The sequence below is a fragment of the Bartonella sp. AP58NXGY genome (assembly GCF_042195785.1).
In the GTDB taxonomy this organism is placed as follows: domain Bacteria; phylum Pseudomonadota; class Alphaproteobacteria; order Rhizobiales; family Rhizobiaceae; genus Bartonella.
On sequence record NZ_JBHIOY010000003.1, the window covers coordinates 217,265 to 233,557 of the forward strand.

The window sequence follows — 16,293 nt, forward strand, 5'->3', positions numbered from 1 at the left end:
TTTCCTTTCGAACAAATAAATTTAATGAAGTTTTTTACGTGATTGAATGTTGTATTGAATAGCAGCCCAAATACCCATCAAAAGCATCATGAAAGAAATAGGTGGAGAAAAAACAACAGTTAAAATAGCAATATAAACAAGAGAAAGTATAATAATACGACCGTTTACCCCTTTTGTAATATTGTGAAGATATGCTAGACCGCTAATTGATATAATGACAGTATAAGCAGAGCTAAAGACACGTGTACCCAAATTAAGAGAAGTGCTTAATTCAACCATTGACGCGATGGAAACAACAATGAAAATGACAATTCCAGAAATTGGAAGGCGAAGCATTTTGCTCCAATCATCGCGAGGTCTTTTCAGCCACTTCATATATTGGGCTATTATCATTGAAAAATAAAGATTACCAATGAGAAAAATCAAACTATAAACTGTCAGAGCGATAGCTGCTAAGGTTGCAGCATGCGCCATTAAAAAATCACTAACAGTAAGGATATTAACTTCTTTTAATGACTGCGATTGTTGTAGGGTTTGTACGATATTTTCAGTGATTGTTTTTGCAATGAGAGGGGTGTCTGGACGGGATTTTACATAGAGTCCAATGAAGGTTACTATCAGAGCAATAAAGTTGGTTAAATGAAAAATAACGGATGATAATGGGTACCATATCAGTGTGTTTTCTTTTTGCGCTGGTCGTGCAAGTCCAAGAAGCCAAGAGGCATAAACAGCAGGAAGAAAAGATAACAACATAAGACCAAGAGCAATATAGATATCAGCGGTTACGACAAGAACAACAGTAGCACTTATTAAGGCAACAAAGCTGGCAAATGTTCCTTGACCGAACGCAACAATAAAAATTGGCAATGAGAGAAAGCAGCCAAGAAAAAGAGAAAAAGAGGGCGCGATATTTGCAACGCTGATGATGGACATTCCTACAACAACAGCAAATAATCCCGCCAAAACGCCGGTTAATATCTTATAAGTACGATTTTTTTTCATTTATTGCTGTCCTGCTTTCTGCAGTTAGAGGTATATCAATACCCCAACTTTGATATTTTACAGCTCAATCTAATACACAATAAGCCATTTTTCTAAATCATACAAGAAGAGCAACCGGAGAGATTCTCCAGTTGCTAGAATGTATTGATAGTTTACTTTATAACATATGGAAGCAAGCCCAAAAAACGAGCGCGTTTGATAGCGTTAGCTAATTCACGCTGTCTTTTTTGACTAACAGCTGTAATCCGTGAAGGAACAATTTTTCCACGTTCAGAGATATAACGTTGTAACAATTTGATATCTTTATAATCAATTTTTGGTGCATTAATTCCTGAAAAAGGACATGTTTTGCGACGGCGATGAAAGGGGCGACGTGCAGAGTTTTGATTAGTATCAGTCATCATTCTACCCCTTCTATAGCATTTTCACGTTGACGACGCGGGGAACGAGAACGCTCCTCATCATGACCAATGTGGCTATTGCGATCAAGATGTGAGAGCATAGCAGATTTTTCTTTTTCATGTTTTTCTACACGAATGGTCATGTAACGCAAAACATCCTCATTGATGCGCATCTGACGCTCCATTTCAGCAATTGCTGTAGCTGGTGCATCAATATTAACCAATACATAATAAGCCTTACGGTTTTTTCGAATACGGTAAGCAAGAGGACGAAGTCCCCAATTTTCTACACGCCCAACTTTTCCACCCTGCGCTTCAATGACACCTTTGTAGAGACTCAAAAGTTCATCAACTTGTTGCGGTGCAATGTCTTGTCGGGCAAGGAACATATGTTCATAAAGAGCCATTGTTTTGCCTTTCTTCAATTAAATTTCACCGGTTTTAGCGCAAAGCCTCTGCGACTTGTCTTTTTTGGAAATCCAAAGAAGAAAGGACGCGTTTACAATTCGAGACATCTCAGAGCAGAGACACGGGAGGTCGGAAACATTGTATTTCCTACTGATTTCACAGCCCTCCGTTCAACCTCCAGCTAAAGGTCCGGCAACGAACACTCCATATCTACAGGTTATCTTTAAAAATAGCAAGTTTACGCACATAAAAAAATTGATTTATTAAATCTTGATATATTTTCAATATATTTCCCTCTTCTACAAAGAGATAGTTCTGTAACACTATAAAAATAAGGAGAGAAAAATGGACTTTTTAAACCAGATTGATGTTTCACTCTTTGAAATGTTTGTTGGCAATCATCAATCTTGGTCGATTTTAGTTTTGTTTAGTATTTTTTGTGCAAAGTTTTTAATTTACATCATTCCTATTCATCTTTTTGCGTTGTGGTTTTGTGGTAGAGAAAGGGAACGATGTGTCGTGCTAAGCATTTGCATGAGCATTTGTACTTCTCTTTTCATAGGCTATCTTATTTCTCTTTTTTACTTTCATCCACGCCCATTCGTTGTAGGGCTGACAACACCCTTGATTCAACATCGTGCAACAGCTTCTTTTCCTAGTAATCATGCCTTGACCATTGCATCTTATACAGCTAACTTTTATTTTTACCGATACAAAGTGGCTTTTAGATTTGCTGTGGTGTTTTTATTCTTAATCTGTTGGGCGCGCATCTTTGTGGGTGTACATTATCCTTTTGATATTTTAGCAGGTATAGTTTTAGGAAGTCTTATAAGTTTGAGTGTTATTCAGTTTATAGCACCCTATTTTCCTAAGTTTTTATATCAAATTCCGCCCTTAAAATATAATTTTAAGAGAGATATTCGTTCTAAATAAAGGACTTTGTCTTGATTTGTGCAGATGAATAAGGTCAAAAGAAAATAATTTAATTGCACAATTTAGGAGTTGATTAATGGGTGCAGCTTTTATTTTTCCAGGGCAGGGGAGCCAAATCGTTGGTATGGGGAAAGCGCTTACAGAGCAATTTGTTGCGGCGCGGATGGTTTTCGAGGAAGTTGATGATGCGCTGGGTGAGAAATTATCAGAGATCATTTTTGAAGGACCAGCAGATGTTTTAACCTTAACAGCAAATGCACAACCAGCATTAATGGCTGTATCCATAGCTGTCATTCGTGTAATGGAACAATTAGGGCTTCATATAGAAAAAAAAGTAAAGTTTGTTGCCGGTCATTCTTTAGGCGAATATTCAGCGCTTTGTGCTGTTGGTACGTTTAGTCTCACAGATACGGCAAGGCTTTTGCGTATTCGTGGCAATGCCATGCAGGCTGCTGTTGCGGTTGGTGAAGGTTCTATGGCAGCACTTATCGGTTTGGAAGAGCAAGTTGTGGAAGAAATTTGCCAGAATGTTTCTGGAGAAGGGCTATGCCAGATTGCCAATGATAATGGTGGTGGGCAAATTGTTATTTCAGGTCAAGCAAAAGCAATTGAGACAGCGGTAAAGATTGCATCAACAAAAGGTGCAAAACGTGCACTTCTTCTTCCGGTTTCTGCACCTTTTCATTCGTCTTTAATGCAGCCTGCGGCTGATGCCATGAAGAAAGCGCTTTTGACTGTTAACAAAATGCCCCCTATTGTTCCCTTGATTGCCAATGTTTCTGTTGCCCCAGAAAGTGATCCAGAACGTATTGCTACTCTTCTTGTTGAACAAGTGACTGGGAGGGTGCGATGGCGTGAAACAATAGAATGGATTGCTGCTAATGGGATTGATACGCTTTTTGAAGTTGGTTCTGGAAAAGTATTAACAGGTTTAACGCGTCGTATTAACAGAAATATAAAGGGGGTAACAATTGGAACAGTTGATGAAATAGAATCAGCGCTAGGAATGCTTGGCGTTTAATCTGTAGGAGTTAAAAATGTTTAAATTAACAGGACGTAAGGCTCTTGTAACGGGGGCATCAGGAGGAATTGGTGAGGCCATAGCACGTTGCTTCCATGCACAAGGAGCCATTGTTGGACTTCATGGAACACGTGAAGAGAAGCTTAGAGAAGTGGCGGCAGAATTAGGACAGAATGTTTTTGTCTTTCCCGCTAATCTTTCTGAACGCCAATCGATTAAACAGTTGGCTGAAGTTGCAGAAAGAGAAATGAATGGTGTCGATATTTTGGTTAACAATGCGGGAATCACCAGAGATGGTCTTTTTGTGCGTATGCAAGATAAAGACTGGGATAATGTTTTAGAAGTTAACCTAACAGCTGCTTCTCTTTTGACGCGTGAATTAACACATTCTATGATGCGTCGCCGTTATGGCAGGATTATTAACATCACATCTATTGTTGGTGTTGTGGGAAATCCTGGACAAACAAATTATTGTGCTGCAAAAGCAGGCTTGATAGGTTTTACTAAAGCATTAGCACAAGAAATTGCTTCACGAAACATCACTGTCAATTGTATTGCTCCAGGATTTATTAAATCTGCAATGACAGATAAGCTTAACGAAAAGCAAAAAGAACATATCATGGCTGCGATTCCAATGAAGCGTATGGGGAGTGGACAAGAAATAGCCGCTGCAGCTATTTATTTAGCGAGCGATGAAGCGGCCTATATGACAGGTCAAACACTCCATATCAATGGTGGAATGGCAATGATTTAAGTATTTTCTTGTATTCCACATTGATTTATAAGCTATATTATTTTAGATAGTAGCGATTGAAATGGAAAGATATATCGATTTCTTTAAAATGGTCGTTGATCAATTGATGTCGGAATGTCAGATTGGTTCATTTTGTAGGGGATATCCACAGGATGTTTTAAATTATTGCTAAAATCTTTTAAAGTAATGCATCTATTGCTTGATTAGATGAGCCGATATAGTTAACCAAATTATAGGAAAATATAAATTCGAGGATTTCAACATGAGTGATACAGTAGAGCGCGTTAAGAAAATTATTGTGGAACATCTTGGGGTTAATGCTGATAAAGTCGTAGAAAATGCAAGCTTTATCGATGATTTAGGGGCTGATAGCCTTGATACGGTTGAACTCGTTATGGCTTTTGAAGAAGAGTTTGGTGTAGAAATCCCAGATGAAGTTGCGGAAACGATTTTCACTGTTGGTGATGCAGTCAAGTTCATTGATAAAGCTTCTGCATGATGACTAAAGGGCAAAGGCGTAAATTGCTTTTGCCTGTATTCTTCGAAGCTCTTTTGAAAAAAGAGCTTTAAGAGGTGAAGTTTAGTGCAAGGTTAGAAGTTATGAGACGTGTTGTTGTTACTGGTTTAGGATTGGTATCTCCATTAGCCGGTAATGTTGAATATAGTTGGAAACGGCTTCTTGAAGGAAGAAGTGGTGTTCGACGTATCACTGAATTTGATGTGTCAGATTTGCCATGCCAGATTGCGGCGCGTATCCCCTTAGGGGATGGAAAAGAGGGGTCCTATAATGCTGATTTGTATATGGAACCTAAAGAGCAACGTAAGGTTGATGCATTTATTGTTTATGCAATGGCTGCTGCTAACCAAGCGCTTACGGATGCCGAATGGTTTCCTAAGAGTGATGAAGATCAGATTTGTACAGGTGTATTAATTGGTTCGGGGATAGGGGGAATTGAGGGCATTGTTGAAGCTGGTTATACGCTTCGTGATAAAGGTCCCCGTCGTCTTTCTCCTTTTTTTATTCCGGGTCGTTTGATTAATCTTGCTTCTGGTTATGTGTCTATTCAATATGGTTTACGTGGTCCTAATCATTCAGTTGTAACAGCTTGTTCGACAGGAGCCCATGCGATTGGTGATGCAGCACGTTTGATTATGTTCGGTGATGCGGATGTCATGGTCGCAGGGGGAGCAGAATCTCCGATAAATCGGATATCCCTTGCAGGTTTTTCTGCTTGTAGAGCTCTTTCTACTTGTCGCAATGATGATCCTGAACGAGCGTCACGTCCTTATGATGCAGATCGTGATGGTTTTGTGATGGGGGAAGGTGCGGCGGTTGTTGTTTTAGAGGAGCTGGAACATGCAAAAAAACGAGGGGCACGTATTTATGCTGAGGTTATTGGCTATGGTTTATCCGGTGATGCTTACCACATTACAGCGCCTTCAGAAAGTGGTGAAGGTGCGCAGCGTAGTATGATGGCTGCTCTTAAGCGTGCACAAGTGAATGTGAATGAACTTGATTATATTAATGCTCATGGTACATCAACGATGGCAGATTCCATAGAGCTAGCAGCTGTTGAACGTGTTTTAGGGAATTATGCATCACAAATTTCTATGTCATCAACGAAGTCATCTATCGGGCATTTACTTGGTGCTGCCGGTGCTGCTGAAGCTATTTTTTGTGTTTTAGCCATCCGAGATAATATAGCTCCAGCGACACTTAATCTTGACAATCCATCGATTGAAACGAAAATTGATCTTGTCCCATACAAACCGCGTGAACGAAAGATTGACACGGTTCTTTCCAATTCTTTTGGATTCGGTGGAACAAATGCATCTTTGGTAATGCGACGTTTTAGAGGGTAATAAGTATTTTCATTTAATTTCTTATTCTGAGTTTTTTACTTTATTATAAGGTGAATGAGAAGTAATAATATTGTATTTAATCGCTATTGAGGGTTTATGTCCGACGTGAAAAATGAAAAATCACTAAAGGACATAAGTGATTCCTTTTCGAATCATTTAGCAGATAGTCGTGACATGTTAGCACATAAAAAGCGAAAGAAATCATCTATCGTACGTAATCCATTGGTTGTTCTCGGCCATTTTTTTCTCATGCTGATTGTGGTTATACTTTTTGGCATAAGTATTCCTCTTTATATTGGAAAAAGTATTTTTGAAGAAAAGGGAAAAATTGAGGAAGAACAAGTCATTCTTATCCATCCGGGCACAGGAATTCGTGAAATTGCTTCAATGTTAGAAAAACGTGGTTTCATTCGATCATCGGATATTTTTGTTTATGGGGTCGGTTATCACCAAAAAACAACGCACCTGAAGGCTGGAGAATATTTAATTCCGGCACATGCTTCGATGCAGGATATTATGGATATTCTTGTGAAAGGAAAATCCATTGAGTATGCATTTACCGTACCAGAAGGTTTAACGGTTCAGCAAGTTTTCGATCGATTAGCTGCGAATGAAATTTTGATTGGAGACCTTCCAAAAAATTTGCCTCCAGAGGGCTATTTAATGACGGATACTGTTCGCTTTATTCGGGGGACAACGCGTAAAGAGATTGTAAACAGATTGCGTGAAGGACAGACAAAATTAATTCATGCTATATGGGCTACGCGTTCACCTGATTTACCCATTAAATCGATTGATGAATTTGTTATATTAGCCTCAATTGTTGAGAAAGAAACGGGAATTGCAGCAGAAAGACCAATGGTTGCTGCAGTATTTTATAATCGCCTTACAAAGCATATGCGTCTTCAATCTGATCCAACAGTAATTTATGGTCTCTTTGGAGGAAAAGGAAAACCATCCGGTCGTGCAATTTATCGTTCAGATCTTGAGAAGGAAACACCCTATAATACTTATAAAATTAATGGTTTGCCTCCAACAGCTATTGCAAATCCAGGTCGAGATTCTTTGAAAGCGGTGGCACATCCACCAAGCAGTGATGCACTTTATTTTGTTGCTGATGGTTCAGGTGGGCATGTTTTTTCTCGAACCTTAGAGGAACATAATATGAATGTTCGTAAGTGGCGAGAATTTAAGGCGAGAAATTAATTTATAATGATAATGTATCTGTTTGCATCGTAAAATGAAAATCCAAAGTATAGTAAAATTTTTTATAAGAATTATAAAAATCATTTTCTTGTATGCTACAAGAGAGGTTAGCATATGGATAAAAATATTTAAGAAAGAAGTAAATATACTGCTAATAAATTATTTTAATGGAAGAACAGGATAAGATTGAGGTCTAGCTGCTAAAGCAAATACCATTGGTTGGGAGAAACATTGAGGTAATGTATTATTTGAATTTTGAAGAAAAATTTATGAACAAAGTAGAGTGGTGTGATGACAGCCTTTGAAAGTAAATTCAGTGCCATAAAAACAAATCAACGCCGCGGTTTTTTATTTATTCTCTCTTCACCTTCAGGCGCTGGTAAATCAACAATTTCTCGATTACTTCTAAAAGATGGACAATTAGAGCTTTCCGTAAGTGTAACTACAAGGAAGAGGCGTCCCAGTGAAGTGGATGGACTCCATTATCACTTTATTTCAAAGGAAGAGTTTGAATATAAGCGTGATAGAGATGAATTGATTGAATGGGCAGAAGTTCACGGGAATTATTATGGCACTTTACGTGAAACTGTTGAAAAAGCATTGAATACTGGCCGTGATATGCTATTTGATATTGATTATCAGGGTACCAAGCAGCTGCAAAAAAAAATGCTAGGAGACACTGTATCTGTTTTTATTCTTCCACCATCAATGAAAGAGCTTGTTTCGCGTTTACATCGTCGAGCCGAAGATAGTCAAGATATCATCAATTTACGATTGGAAAATGCACGAACGGAATTGAAGCATTGGCATTCTTATGATTATGTTGTGATTAACGAAGATTTAGATCAATCTTTATCTTTTATTAAGTCGATTTATTTAGCTGAAACCACAAAACGCGAGCGCTGTTCTTATCTTGCCTCTTTTGTTGATGGGCTTATTGCTGAAAAGATCGATAAATGCCTTTCTTAAAAAAGAATGCAAAACAAAAAGTGCATTTTTTAGAGCACTAGATGCGCTAAAGTTACAAATTCAGAAACAGAGAGTGTTTCAGCACGGCGTCTTCCATCAATTCCAGCTTTTTCTAACAGCTCTTCACCTCCAAGTGTTTTGAGATTTTGACGAAGCATTTTTCGTCTTTGTCCAAAAGCAGTTTTTGTAACGAGGCTTAGTTTTTGTGCAGAGCAGGCAAGAGGTCGGGGGCGCGGAATAATATGAACAACGGAAGAGGTTACTTTGGGCGCTGGTATAAAGGCTTGAGGAGGAACATCAAAAGCAATTTTAGCAACGGTACGCCAACCAGCTAAGACACTAAGGCGTCCATAGTGAGCAGATTGAGGTTGAGCCGTAATCCGTTTGGCAACTTCACGTTGGAACATCAATGTCATTGACTCATAAAAAGGAGGCCATGGTTCAGACAAAAGCCAATTTAATAAGAGTTGTGTCCCAATATTATAGGGAAGGTTTGCAATAATGCGTGGTTTTTCTAGGCTTGTTTCAAAGAGTTTTGAGAAATCTTGCTTCAGTGCATCATTACAAATAACTTTTAATTTTTGAGGATAGTGTTTTTCTATTTCTATGAGAGCCGGTATACAACGTTCATCACGTTCTATTGCTATTACAATGGCACCCTTTGCCAGCAAGGCACGTGTGAGACCTCCAGGACCAGGCCCAATTTCAATAACAGGTTTTCCTTCTATATTTCCTGCTTGATGAGCAATTTTAGAGGTTAAATTAAGATCAAAAAGGAAATTTTGCCCCAAAGATTTATGTGCTTGTAATCCATATATATCAATAACCTCACGCAGAGGAGGAAGATTATCTATTGGCATGGGTTCAAACTATTTTTTGCAAGTTGATTTGCAAGTTTAAGAGCAGCAATAAAGCTTTCGGGAGAGGCTATCCCTTTATCGGCAATGTCAAAAGCAGTCCCATGATCTGGAGACGTACGAATAAAAGGTAAACCTAATGTAACATTAACAGTGGTATCAAAGTCTAATGTTTTGACAGGGATAAGGGCTTGATCATGATACATACAAATGGCAACGTCATATGCTTTTCTTGCGCATTCATGGAACATTGTGTCGGCAGGCAGCGGGCCTGCAATATCGAGACCTTTCTTTTTAAGATATTCAATAGCAGGAGTGATAACTTCAATATCTTCTTTTCCCATTGCTCCTTCTTCTCCAGCATGAGGATTAAGACCAGCAACAGCTAGTCGGGGTGACGTTATTTTAAACCGTGTTTTTAAGTCATATTCAGTAGTAAGTACCGTTTGAATAATTAAATCACGGGTAAGCTGTGAAGGAACATCTTTGAATGGAATATGAACAGTAATTGGTACCGTTTTTAATCGAGGTCCTGCTAACATCATAACGGGATGATAACATTTATGAAAAGCTTTATATGCCAAATCGGCTAAAAATTCTGTATGACCTGGAAATTGAAAACCGGCATCATAAAGATTTTTTTTTGCAATAGGACAAGTGATCAGTGCACATGCATGGCCACTTTGAATCAATTGAACACTGCGTTTAATCGCTTCAATGATTCCAGCAGCATTATTCGATGAAGGTATACCTAATTGATTACTTTGTTTGTTTTTTAACGGTATGATAGGAAGAGCGTTTTGAAAGTTTTTTACGGGATTACTGATTAAAACAGATTCCATTTCAGCATCAATCTGTAAAAAACGAGCGCGCGAACGAATCACATCTGGATCAGCGAGAAGCACAAAAGGCGGAACTTGGCGCTTAACACGCAAATTCCATGCTTTTAGCGCTATTTCAGGACCAATTCCGGCAGGATCACCACCGCTAACAACAAGAATAGCCATTATGAATTTTGAATACGCGCCACTCGCCGCAATTCTTCTAAATATTTCTCGCTTAATTCCTCAAGTTTTTGCGGGCTTCTTTTTTTACTATCTTGAAGAGCAAAGATCAGCCGTGCGACATAATCATCAGAAACTCTCTTTATTTTGCAGACAGCAATTGCTTCGATTCCATCAGATGTTTCTTGTAATTTTGTCATTTTTCCAGCAGGTGTTGCAAGAATAGCTTGTTCCCATGCACTGGGGAGTTGGGGCTCCAGAAACTTTCCTAAGTGACGGATAGTAACGTCTAAAATACCTTTTGCTTGATTGTGAGCATTTGCACATCCACGGAAATGTGCGCGAAAATTGCTTGCTTCTCTTTGACGTCTTTCAAAGATTTCTGAACGACGATGTGCAGGAATAACAAAAACAATTCTCTGTAATGTATATTCGTTGGTTGAAGGTTTTACACCACCATTTTTTAATATTCTGCGTACAGCTTCTTGTTCAGTAATCATACCAGTTTCAGATTGATAGCGTGCGTTAATAAGACGTCCCCATCCTATTTGTCCACGGATGTAATCTTTAAAGTGTTGCACAGTGATATCACTTTGGATCAGAATCTGGTTGAGCTGATCAATAGTCATATTATTTTGTGTTGCAAAATTTTCAAAAGCTTTATCAACTTCATCATTGCTTACTTCAACATTGCGGCGTTTTATTTCAATATCTTTCAGCTTTTCGTCGATAAGCTCTTTTTTAGCTTGTGCCACCAAATTGCCTTGCTTTTGTTGCAATCTCAGAAAAGCAAGGCGCCTTTGTATGTCATAATTTGTGATGGGGTTTCCATTAACTGTAACAACAATAGCAGTCTGCGCAAAGACCGTTGGAATCAAAAATTCATTTATTAGCAGGCTGCTTGCGCTCAAAGACGCAGTACAAAATAAAGCAAGAATACGCTTTTTCAATTTATTCATATAAATAAGCTTTCGCATTGTTTATTAATTCTCATCAACAACTTAAAATATACGTTTTCTTTCATAAAAACAATGATAAGTTAAAGTGCTTATACATTCTCTTTATAAATTTGAATCTATCTTTTTTCCGATATCTGCAATTGTACGCAGTGAAAAAGAAAAATTGAAGTTTTGCAAGGGTGTTTTTCTCCCTGGATCTGTTACCTGTTGATAACCAAATGTTAGCCCGAAACATTCATCCATATAACTCAAGCTAATTCCTCGCTTTATAAATGTACCAGATACTAAATCATAACCGGCGTTGCTATTAATGGACCAATAATCTGCCAATTTAAGTCCTGTTTGAAAAGAAATTTCTTGGCGCTCTTTTGGATATTCATAAGATGGTTGGTTTGCGATATAAGCATATTCTATAGAAGTCCAAAAATTTTGCCATTTTTGTGATGCTTCGATTTCACTACGGCGGATTTTTCCTGTTTTTTTGTCAAAGCGCCCACGCGTTTCTAAGGAAAAACCACTTTTATGAGTCGCACCAAACATTGCAACATAGTCTGAACGTTTTGCCTCTAAGCTAGAATGAGTGCCTACATTAACAAAGTCTTTTTCTGCAAAAGAATTCTTTCCTGCCAGATGAAAGGATTGTCCAATGAGACCATAAAGAGACCAATTGTCATTAAAGCTTCCAGAGTATCTTAGACCTATATTGGCTCTTGTGCCACCTTCTACACGATCATAACCAGAAAATTTATCCCGTTGAAAGAGAGTGGTTGCATCAAATACAAAGCTTTGAGCATCTTCGTTAGGAATTTGTCCGATATATTGTTCATTATTGCGTATAAAAATTTGTGCGGTTGGTTCTATAATATGTTTAGAATGATCAGCTGTAATGAGGAAAGGATAGCGTAGTTCTAACCCTGCTGTTGCCATGCCACGAATTGCTGAACCACGAACTTCGGATAACACAGTGTTTTTTATAGAAGAATCATGATTTTCACGTACATTGGTTGTAATGATATCAGCCCGTAGAGAGAGAAGAGGGGTTAAGATGAGTCCATTGTGTGTGTTGAAGCGCTTTTTCCACTGAAGCTCGTTTGTGAAACGCAAACTATTTCCAGCCATACCAGAAAGTCTTACTATGTTGAGAGGATTTCCGTTCTGGTCGGGTGAATTGAAGTCAGCATGACGACGATAAATTGATTGCATATTACTATGGAAGGTCAGTTCTCCATTATAAATGGGTTCATCTGGTGTGAAAGTATAATCGATGCGTGGTAGAACCCATGCTTGCCGAGAGTGACGTTCATAATGATAATCATTCAATAACGAATCTTGAACTTTAAAATGATAAAAACGCATATCAAAATGGTTTTTTCCTGCAAGACCATTCAGATAGATCTGAGAAAGTTGTGTAGGATTGTTATAGTTTTCAAGTTTATAAGCACGACTAAAATGCCGATCTGATTGTGCAAGAACGTCCCATCCATAAGTCCAGTGTGAATTAATACGAAAGTCCCCTTTTGTTGCCAGCATATAACGATTTTTATACTGTGCATCAATTGTATCATTATCAAATTTATGCGGTTTCATTTGATATATATAAGCAAAGCGAATGTTATAACGGCCCGTTTTAAAACGTTGACGCCATTCCCCTTCGGTTAAAAGCCCTTGTTGGGTATAAACCGTAGAAGAAAGTGTGAAATCGTAATGAGGAGCGAGATTCCAGAAATAAGAATTCTTTATCCCCATGCCGAGATCATTGGTATAAAAAAAATGAGGAGTAAGCAGACCGCTAGCACGTCTGACCGTTGGATCATAAAGTTCAAAATTTGGAAATTTTATAATCGGTACGCCCAAAATTTCAAAACTGCTATTTTCAAACCGAATTTTTTTGACGCTATTATTCCATATGATCTTTCTTGCTTTAATTTTCCACAGGACGTCTCTATCTGGTTTGTAAGAGCAAGGTTCACAGGCTGTATAAGTTGCATTTTCAAAAACTGTTATTTGATTGTTTTTACGTGTAGCATTTTGGGCTGCAAAGTGAACATTATTGGCTGTATCAATACGTAAGGCGTTTACAAAACCCTGGCCAAGATCTTTGGTCATATCAATTTGATTGGAGTAAATTTTATTACCATCTTTTTGAGTAATTTCAACATTCCCTTGTGCTATAAGCCGTCCTGTTTTTTGATTGTAAATGATTTTTTGAGCGGTAACTTTATTGCCATCATATTCGATTTGGACATTCCCTTGTGCAGAAACAGTGTTTTCATCACGATTGTAGATGAGTTCATCCGCAGAGAGCAAAAGAGGACTTTCCGGATTTTGAATGCGACTTTGAGAGGGGGACATAAGGCTTTGAGCGTGCGCATAATAAACCAGAGTTCCCCCTAAAATAATCCCCATAACACTTTTAAAAGCGAGAGCACTTAATTTTGTTAAAATGATTTTCTTACCTGTTAATGCTTTCACTTAGCTATCCTCTTTATGAAGTAAAAAAGAGATTCCCAAGAATAAAGCAATAACAACAGGTGTCCAAGCTGCGATAACTGGTGGAATATATCCAGCATTACCAAAAGCCTGAATGAGTACGGAAATAACATAAAGCATAAACCCAGCTATGACACCACCAAGAATCAACGTTCTAGATTGCCCAAAACGTGTAAAATTTAAAGATACAGTTGCTGCAATGAGAGTCATTGCCACAAGCAATGCTGGTAATGCGATCAAAGATTGTAAATACATATCAAAATTATGAGCAGAATAGCCAAATGAACGTGCAATCATAATTTTTTGGGGCAATTGGTAAAATGAAATAGTCGCAGGATTCACTAAACGTTCCGTCAAAAATTCAGGTTTTAGATTGGTTTTTATTTGCAATACGGTAAATTTTTCAGGTGGATGTCCTATTTTATAGATTGTTCCATTTGTTAATAGCCAAGCGCCATTGGTTAATGTTGCTTTTGGGGCGTTAATCCAATTTTTTATAGTTGCGTTGTCATTGTATTGTACAAAGGTTGCATCGAGAAGAGAAAGTCCTTGATCAGTGATAAATTTAGCACCAATGGTTGTTCTGCCTAAATTTGTACGCTGGGTTAACCAGTGAATACGTGTATTATGAAGAGGTGTTAGTATATTATTATTGCGCCATTCAGTTATCATTTTTTCTGATTGAGAAAATCCCCATGCTGCAAGTGGATTAATGAGAAGAATTGAAAATAATCCCAAAAGCAAAGCTCCCAAACAAGCTGGCATAAGAAATTGCCATGCAGAAACACCGATTGAACGAGTTACCACAAGTTCAAGTTTTTTGTTAAGCGAGATAAGCGTTGCCATCGCAGAAAAGAGTGCAATAAAAGGGATAAGTTGTTGCATGATAAAAGGGATACGTAAAACAGAGAGAAGAAATGCATTTTTTGCTGTATAATGCGGAAGGGAGGATAGCTTACCGGAATTTTCTGTAAAATCGATTAAAAGAGCAAGAACAAAAATGCTCCCCCAGAAATAACAAGTTATTTTAAGGTAACGTATAAAAAAATATCGTCCAAGTGTCCACCCAATCATGATATTTTATCCGAGGAATCTTGAGATTGTGGATGTTCAAATTTATTCATTACTTTTTGAAAAACGATTTGAAGTATCTCATTAACTTTTGTGGGAAGTCCAATTTTATGATTCGTTAAAAGCATAAAAAAGACAAATATACTTATTCCTATGGGTGTAATATAAAGGAGCGGAACGTATGCAGGATCATTCTTTGCTTTTTCGGCGAAAAAATATCCTATCCAATATACCACCAAAGAAAGGGCAATGGCCGAGAAATTTGCGTAAAGACGTGCTTGTCGATGTGAGCATACATTTCCTGCCGCTGCTAATGCAATAAGTGAAAAAACGATTGGGTAGAGCCATTGTGTTAGTCTGCGGTGAAACTCAGCTCTATATTGGAGCGGTTTTCGTTGATAGTAGGGATCTTTTGGGTCAGGGTTTTGTAAATAAGAAAGAGACCGATCTTTTGGATAAAGAGTAGGTGTTTTATCACTGGGGATAAACTCCCCTAGGCTAAAGGTATATGAGCTAAATTGAACGATTGAAACGCTGTTATTTTGATGATTGACTCTTTCTATTTCACCGTTATTGAGGATTAAAAAACGACCATTTTGATTGCTTACAATTGATGCTTTTGTTGCATAATAAAAAAGGTCAGTCTTAGGATCACGCTGGTCGGCAATGAAAAGACGTTCAAAGGTTCCGTTTGGATTCCGTTCGCCAATTTCTATGTAAAGGTTATTAGCAAGTTTTTGAAAGCTCCCTTCACTGATGAAAAGACTAATAAGATCAAAATGGGCACTTGCTAGCATTTGTCGCATCTGAAGACGTGCTTGAGGAACAACAAAATTGGCTATAGAAAAGGAGATACAGGATGCAACAATAGCAAGAAGAAGAATAGGTTTCCAAACAGTACTTTTAGGAAAACCAGAGGCATTGATAACAGCAAGTTCAGAGTCTTGATTCATTGCTGAAAGGATAGTTGTAATTGCGATTACTAATGCAAATGGAATAACCAGAAAAACAACAGAAGGAACCAATGAGAGTGAAAATTGTAAGACTGTGAGGAGTGTTTGTTTACTTGTTGTAAGAAAGTTTATTCGTGCAAGAATTTGTACTGTCCAACTAACACCCACTGCTGCAATCATGACAGAGCTAAATAAAACAAAGACACGTTTCAGGATGTAGAACTCAATAATACGCATAAACTTGGAGAACACCCTCAGTCTTTAATTCGATAGTAAATATTTTACACTGCTTTCGGTTAAAATGTAATAAAATTAAAAAAAACCTTCCATGAACTGCACATTTTTACCAAATAAATAATATAAAATCGTCTATTAAGTTTTCTCTATTTTTCCATATATTAT

The 16,293-nt window shown here is 37.8% G+C and carries 16 protein-coding genes; 7 read left to right on the forward strand and 9 right to left on the reverse strand.

Going from position 1 to position 16,293, the window contains the following annotated elements; all coding sequences use genetic code 11:
• Nucleotides 1-21: 21 nt before the first annotated feature.
• The 3 genes from ACFINC_RS03550 to rpsF all read right to left on the reverse strand — a co-directional run bounded on the left by ACFINC_RS03550 (nucleotide 22) and on the right by rpsF (nucleotide 1,810).
• Nucleotides 22-1,002, reverse strand: a complete 981-nt coding sequence (locus ACFINC_RS03550) for a hypothetical protein (RefSeq protein ID WP_375616129.1) — start codon at nucleotides 1,000-1,002, stop codon at nucleotides 22-24.
• A gap of 152 nt (nucleotides 1,003-1,154) precedes the next feature.
• A complete protein-coding gene (gene rpsR / locus ACFINC_RS03555) occupies nucleotides 1,155-1,403 on the reverse strand; it encodes a 30S ribosomal protein S18 (RefSeq protein ID WP_375607832.1) in 249 nt (82 codons plus the stop codon).
• Nucleotides 1,403-1,810, reverse strand: coding sequence for a 30S ribosomal protein S6 (gene rpsF, locus ACFINC_RS03560; protein WP_375606290.1), 408 nt, complete (start codon nucleotides 1,808-1,810; stop codon nucleotides 1,403-1,405). The genes rpsR and rpsF overlap by 1 nt, the downstream gene beginning before the upstream one ends.
• 346 nt (nucleotides 1,811-2,156) lie before the next feature.
• Between rpsF and ACFINC_RS03565 the strand changes: the two genes are divergently transcribed.
• The 7 genes from ACFINC_RS03565 (at nucleotide 2,157) to gmk (ending at nucleotide 8,557) form a co-directional block, all read left to right on the forward strand.
• Entirely contained in the window at nucleotides 2,157-2,744 is a 588-nt protein-coding gene (locus ACFINC_RS03565; protein WP_375616130.1) for an undecaprenyl-diphosphatase, read from the forward strand.
• 76 nt (nucleotides 2,745-2,820) lie between these two features.
• Entirely contained in the window at nucleotides 2,821-3,765 is a 945-nt protein-coding gene (gene fabD / locus ACFINC_RS03570) for an ACP S-malonyltransferase (protein WP_375616131.1), read from the forward strand.
• Between the two features lie 16 nt (nucleotides 3,766-3,781).
• On the forward strand, nucleotides 3,782-4,519 hold the full coding sequence (fabG, locus tag ACFINC_RS03575; protein WP_375616132.1) for a 3-oxoacyl-[acyl-carrier-protein] reductase: 738 nt from the start codon (nucleotides 3,782-3,784) through the stop codon (nucleotides 4,517-4,519).
• A 262-nt stretch (nucleotides 4,520-4,781) separates the two neighbouring features.
• Nucleotides 4,782-5,018 carry an acyl carrier protein gene (locus ACFINC_RS03580; RefSeq protein ID WP_183193698.1) on the forward strand — a complete coding sequence of 79 codons (237 nt, stop codon included), beginning with the start codon at nucleotides 4,782-4,784 and terminating at the stop codon, nucleotides 5,016-5,018.
• Between the two features lie 101 nt (nucleotides 5,019-5,119).
• Nucleotides 5,120-6,382 carry a beta-ketoacyl-ACP synthase II gene (gene fabF, locus ACFINC_RS03585; RefSeq protein ID WP_375616133.1) on the forward strand — a complete coding sequence of 421 codons (1,263 nt, stop codon included), beginning with the start codon at nucleotides 5,120-5,122 and terminating at the stop codon, nucleotides 6,380-6,382.
• A 96-nt stretch (nucleotides 6,383-6,478) separates the two neighbouring features.
• The gene (gene mltG / locus ACFINC_RS03590; RefSeq protein WP_375616134.1) at nucleotides 6,479-7,588 is read left to right on the forward strand and encodes an endolytic transglycosylase MltG; all 1,110 of its coding nucleotides are present in this window, start codon (nucleotides 6,479-6,481) and stop codon (nucleotides 7,586-7,588) included.
• A 291-nt stretch (nucleotides 7,589-7,879) separates the two neighbouring features.
• A complete protein-coding gene (gmk, locus tag ACFINC_RS03595; RefSeq protein WP_375616135.1) occupies nucleotides 7,880-8,557 on the forward strand; it encodes a guanylate kinase in 678 nt (225 codons plus the stop codon).
• 29 nt (nucleotides 8,558-8,586) lie between these two features.
• On the opposite strand, the gene rsmA is transcribed toward gmk, so the two are convergent.
• The 6 genes from rsmA to lptF form a co-directional block, all read right to left on the reverse strand.
• Entirely contained in the window at nucleotides 8,587-9,417 is an 831-nt protein-coding gene (gene rsmA, locus ACFINC_RS03600; RefSeq protein WP_375616136.1) for a 16S rRNA (adenine(1518)-N(6)/adenine(1519)-N(6))-dimethyltransferase RsmA, read from the reverse strand.
• Nucleotides 9,408-10,421 (reverse strand): 4-hydroxythreonine-4-phosphate dehydrogenase PdxA, encoded by a 1,014-nt coding sequence (pdxA, locus tag ACFINC_RS03605; RefSeq protein WP_375616137.1) that lies wholly within the window; start codon nucleotides 10,419-10,421, stop codon nucleotides 9,408-9,410. Before pdxA ends, rsmA begins: the two co-directional genes overlap by 10 nt.
• Nucleotides 10,421-11,377: a SurA N-terminal domain-containing protein gene (locus tag ACFINC_RS03610; RefSeq protein WP_375616138.1), complete on the reverse strand. Its 957-nt coding sequence runs from the start codon at nucleotides 11,375-11,377 to the stop codon at nucleotides 10,421-10,423. The genes pdxA and ACFINC_RS03610 overlap by 1 nt, the downstream gene beginning before the upstream one ends.
• 102 nt (nucleotides 11,378-11,479) lie before the next feature.
• Entirely contained in the window at nucleotides 11,480-13,849 is a 2,370-nt protein-coding gene (locus tag ACFINC_RS03615) for an LPS-assembly protein LptD (protein ID WP_375616139.1), read from the reverse strand.
• Nucleotides 13,850-14,941 carry an LPS export ABC transporter permease LptG gene (gene lptG / locus ACFINC_RS03620; protein WP_375616140.1) on the reverse strand — a complete coding sequence of 364 codons (1,092 nt, stop codon included), beginning with the start codon at nucleotides 14,939-14,941 and terminating at the stop codon, nucleotides 13,850-13,852.
• On the reverse strand, nucleotides 14,938-16,128 hold the full coding sequence (gene lptF / locus ACFINC_RS03625; RefSeq protein ID WP_375616141.1) for an LPS export ABC transporter permease LptF: 1,191 nt from the start codon (nucleotides 16,126-16,128) through the stop codon (nucleotides 14,938-14,940). The genes lptG and lptF overlap by 4 nt, the downstream gene beginning before the upstream one ends.
• Nucleotides 16,129-16,293 lie beyond the last annotated feature (165 nt).

What these genes read in the sequence shown, in the direction of transcription:
- ACFINC_RS03550 (WP_375616129.1), bottom strand. Translation starts at nt 1,002, where the DNA reads ATGAAAAAAAATCGTACTTATAAGATATTAACCGGCGTTTTGGCGGGA.
- rpsR (WP_375607832.1), bottom strand. Translation starts at nt 1,403, where the DNA reads ATGACTGATACTAATCAAAACTCTGCACGTCGCCCCTTTCATCGCCGT.
- rpsF (WP_375606290.1), bottom strand. Translation starts at nt 1,810, where the DNA reads ATGGCTCTTTATGAACATATGTTCCTTGCCCGACAAGACATTGCACCG.
- ACFINC_RS03565 (WP_375616130.1), top strand. Translation starts at nt 2,157, where the DNA reads ATGGACTTTTTAAACCAGATTGATGTTTCACTCTTTGAAATGTTTGTT.
- fabD (WP_375616131.1), top strand. Translation starts at nt 2,821, where the DNA reads ATGGGTGCAGCTTTTATTTTTCCAGGGCAGGGGAGCCAAATCGTTGGT.
- fabG (WP_375616132.1), top strand. Translation starts at nt 3,782, where the DNA reads ATGTTTAAATTAACAGGACGTAAGGCTCTTGTAACGGGGGCATCAGGA.
- ACFINC_RS03580 (WP_183193698.1), top strand. Translation starts at nt 4,782, where the DNA reads ATGAGTGATACAGTAGAGCGCGTTAAGAAAATTATTGTGGAACATCTT.
- fabF (WP_375616133.1), top strand. Translation starts at nt 5,120, where the DNA reads ATGAGACGTGTTGTTGTTACTGGTTTAGGATTGGTATCTCCATTAGCC.
- mltG (WP_375616134.1), top strand. Translation starts at nt 6,479, where the DNA reads ATGTCCGACGTGAAAAATGAAAAATCACTAAAGGACATAAGTGATTCC.
- gmk (WP_375616135.1), top strand. Translation starts at nt 7,880, where the DNA reads ATGACAGCCTTTGAAAGTAAATTCAGTGCCATAAAAACAAATCAACGC.
- rsmA (WP_375616136.1), bottom strand. Translation starts at nt 9,417, where the DNA reads ATGCCAATAGATAATCTTCCTCCTCTGCGTGAGGTTATTGATATATAT.
- pdxA (WP_375616137.1), bottom strand. Translation starts at nt 10,421, where the DNA reads ATGGCTATTCTTGTTGTTAGCGGTGGTGATCCTGCCGGAATTGGTCCT.
- ACFINC_RS03610 (WP_375616138.1), bottom strand. Translation starts at nt 11,377, where the DNA reads ATGAATAAATTGAAAAAGCGTATTCTTGCTTTATTTTGTACTGCGTCT.
- lptG (WP_375616140.1), bottom strand. Translation starts at nt 14,941, where the DNA reads ATGATTGGGTGGACACTTGGACGATATTTTTTTATACGTTACCTTAAA.
- lptF (WP_375616141.1), bottom strand. Translation starts at nt 16,128, where the DNA reads ATGCGTATTATTGAGTTCTACATCCTGAAACGTGTCTTTGTTTTATTT.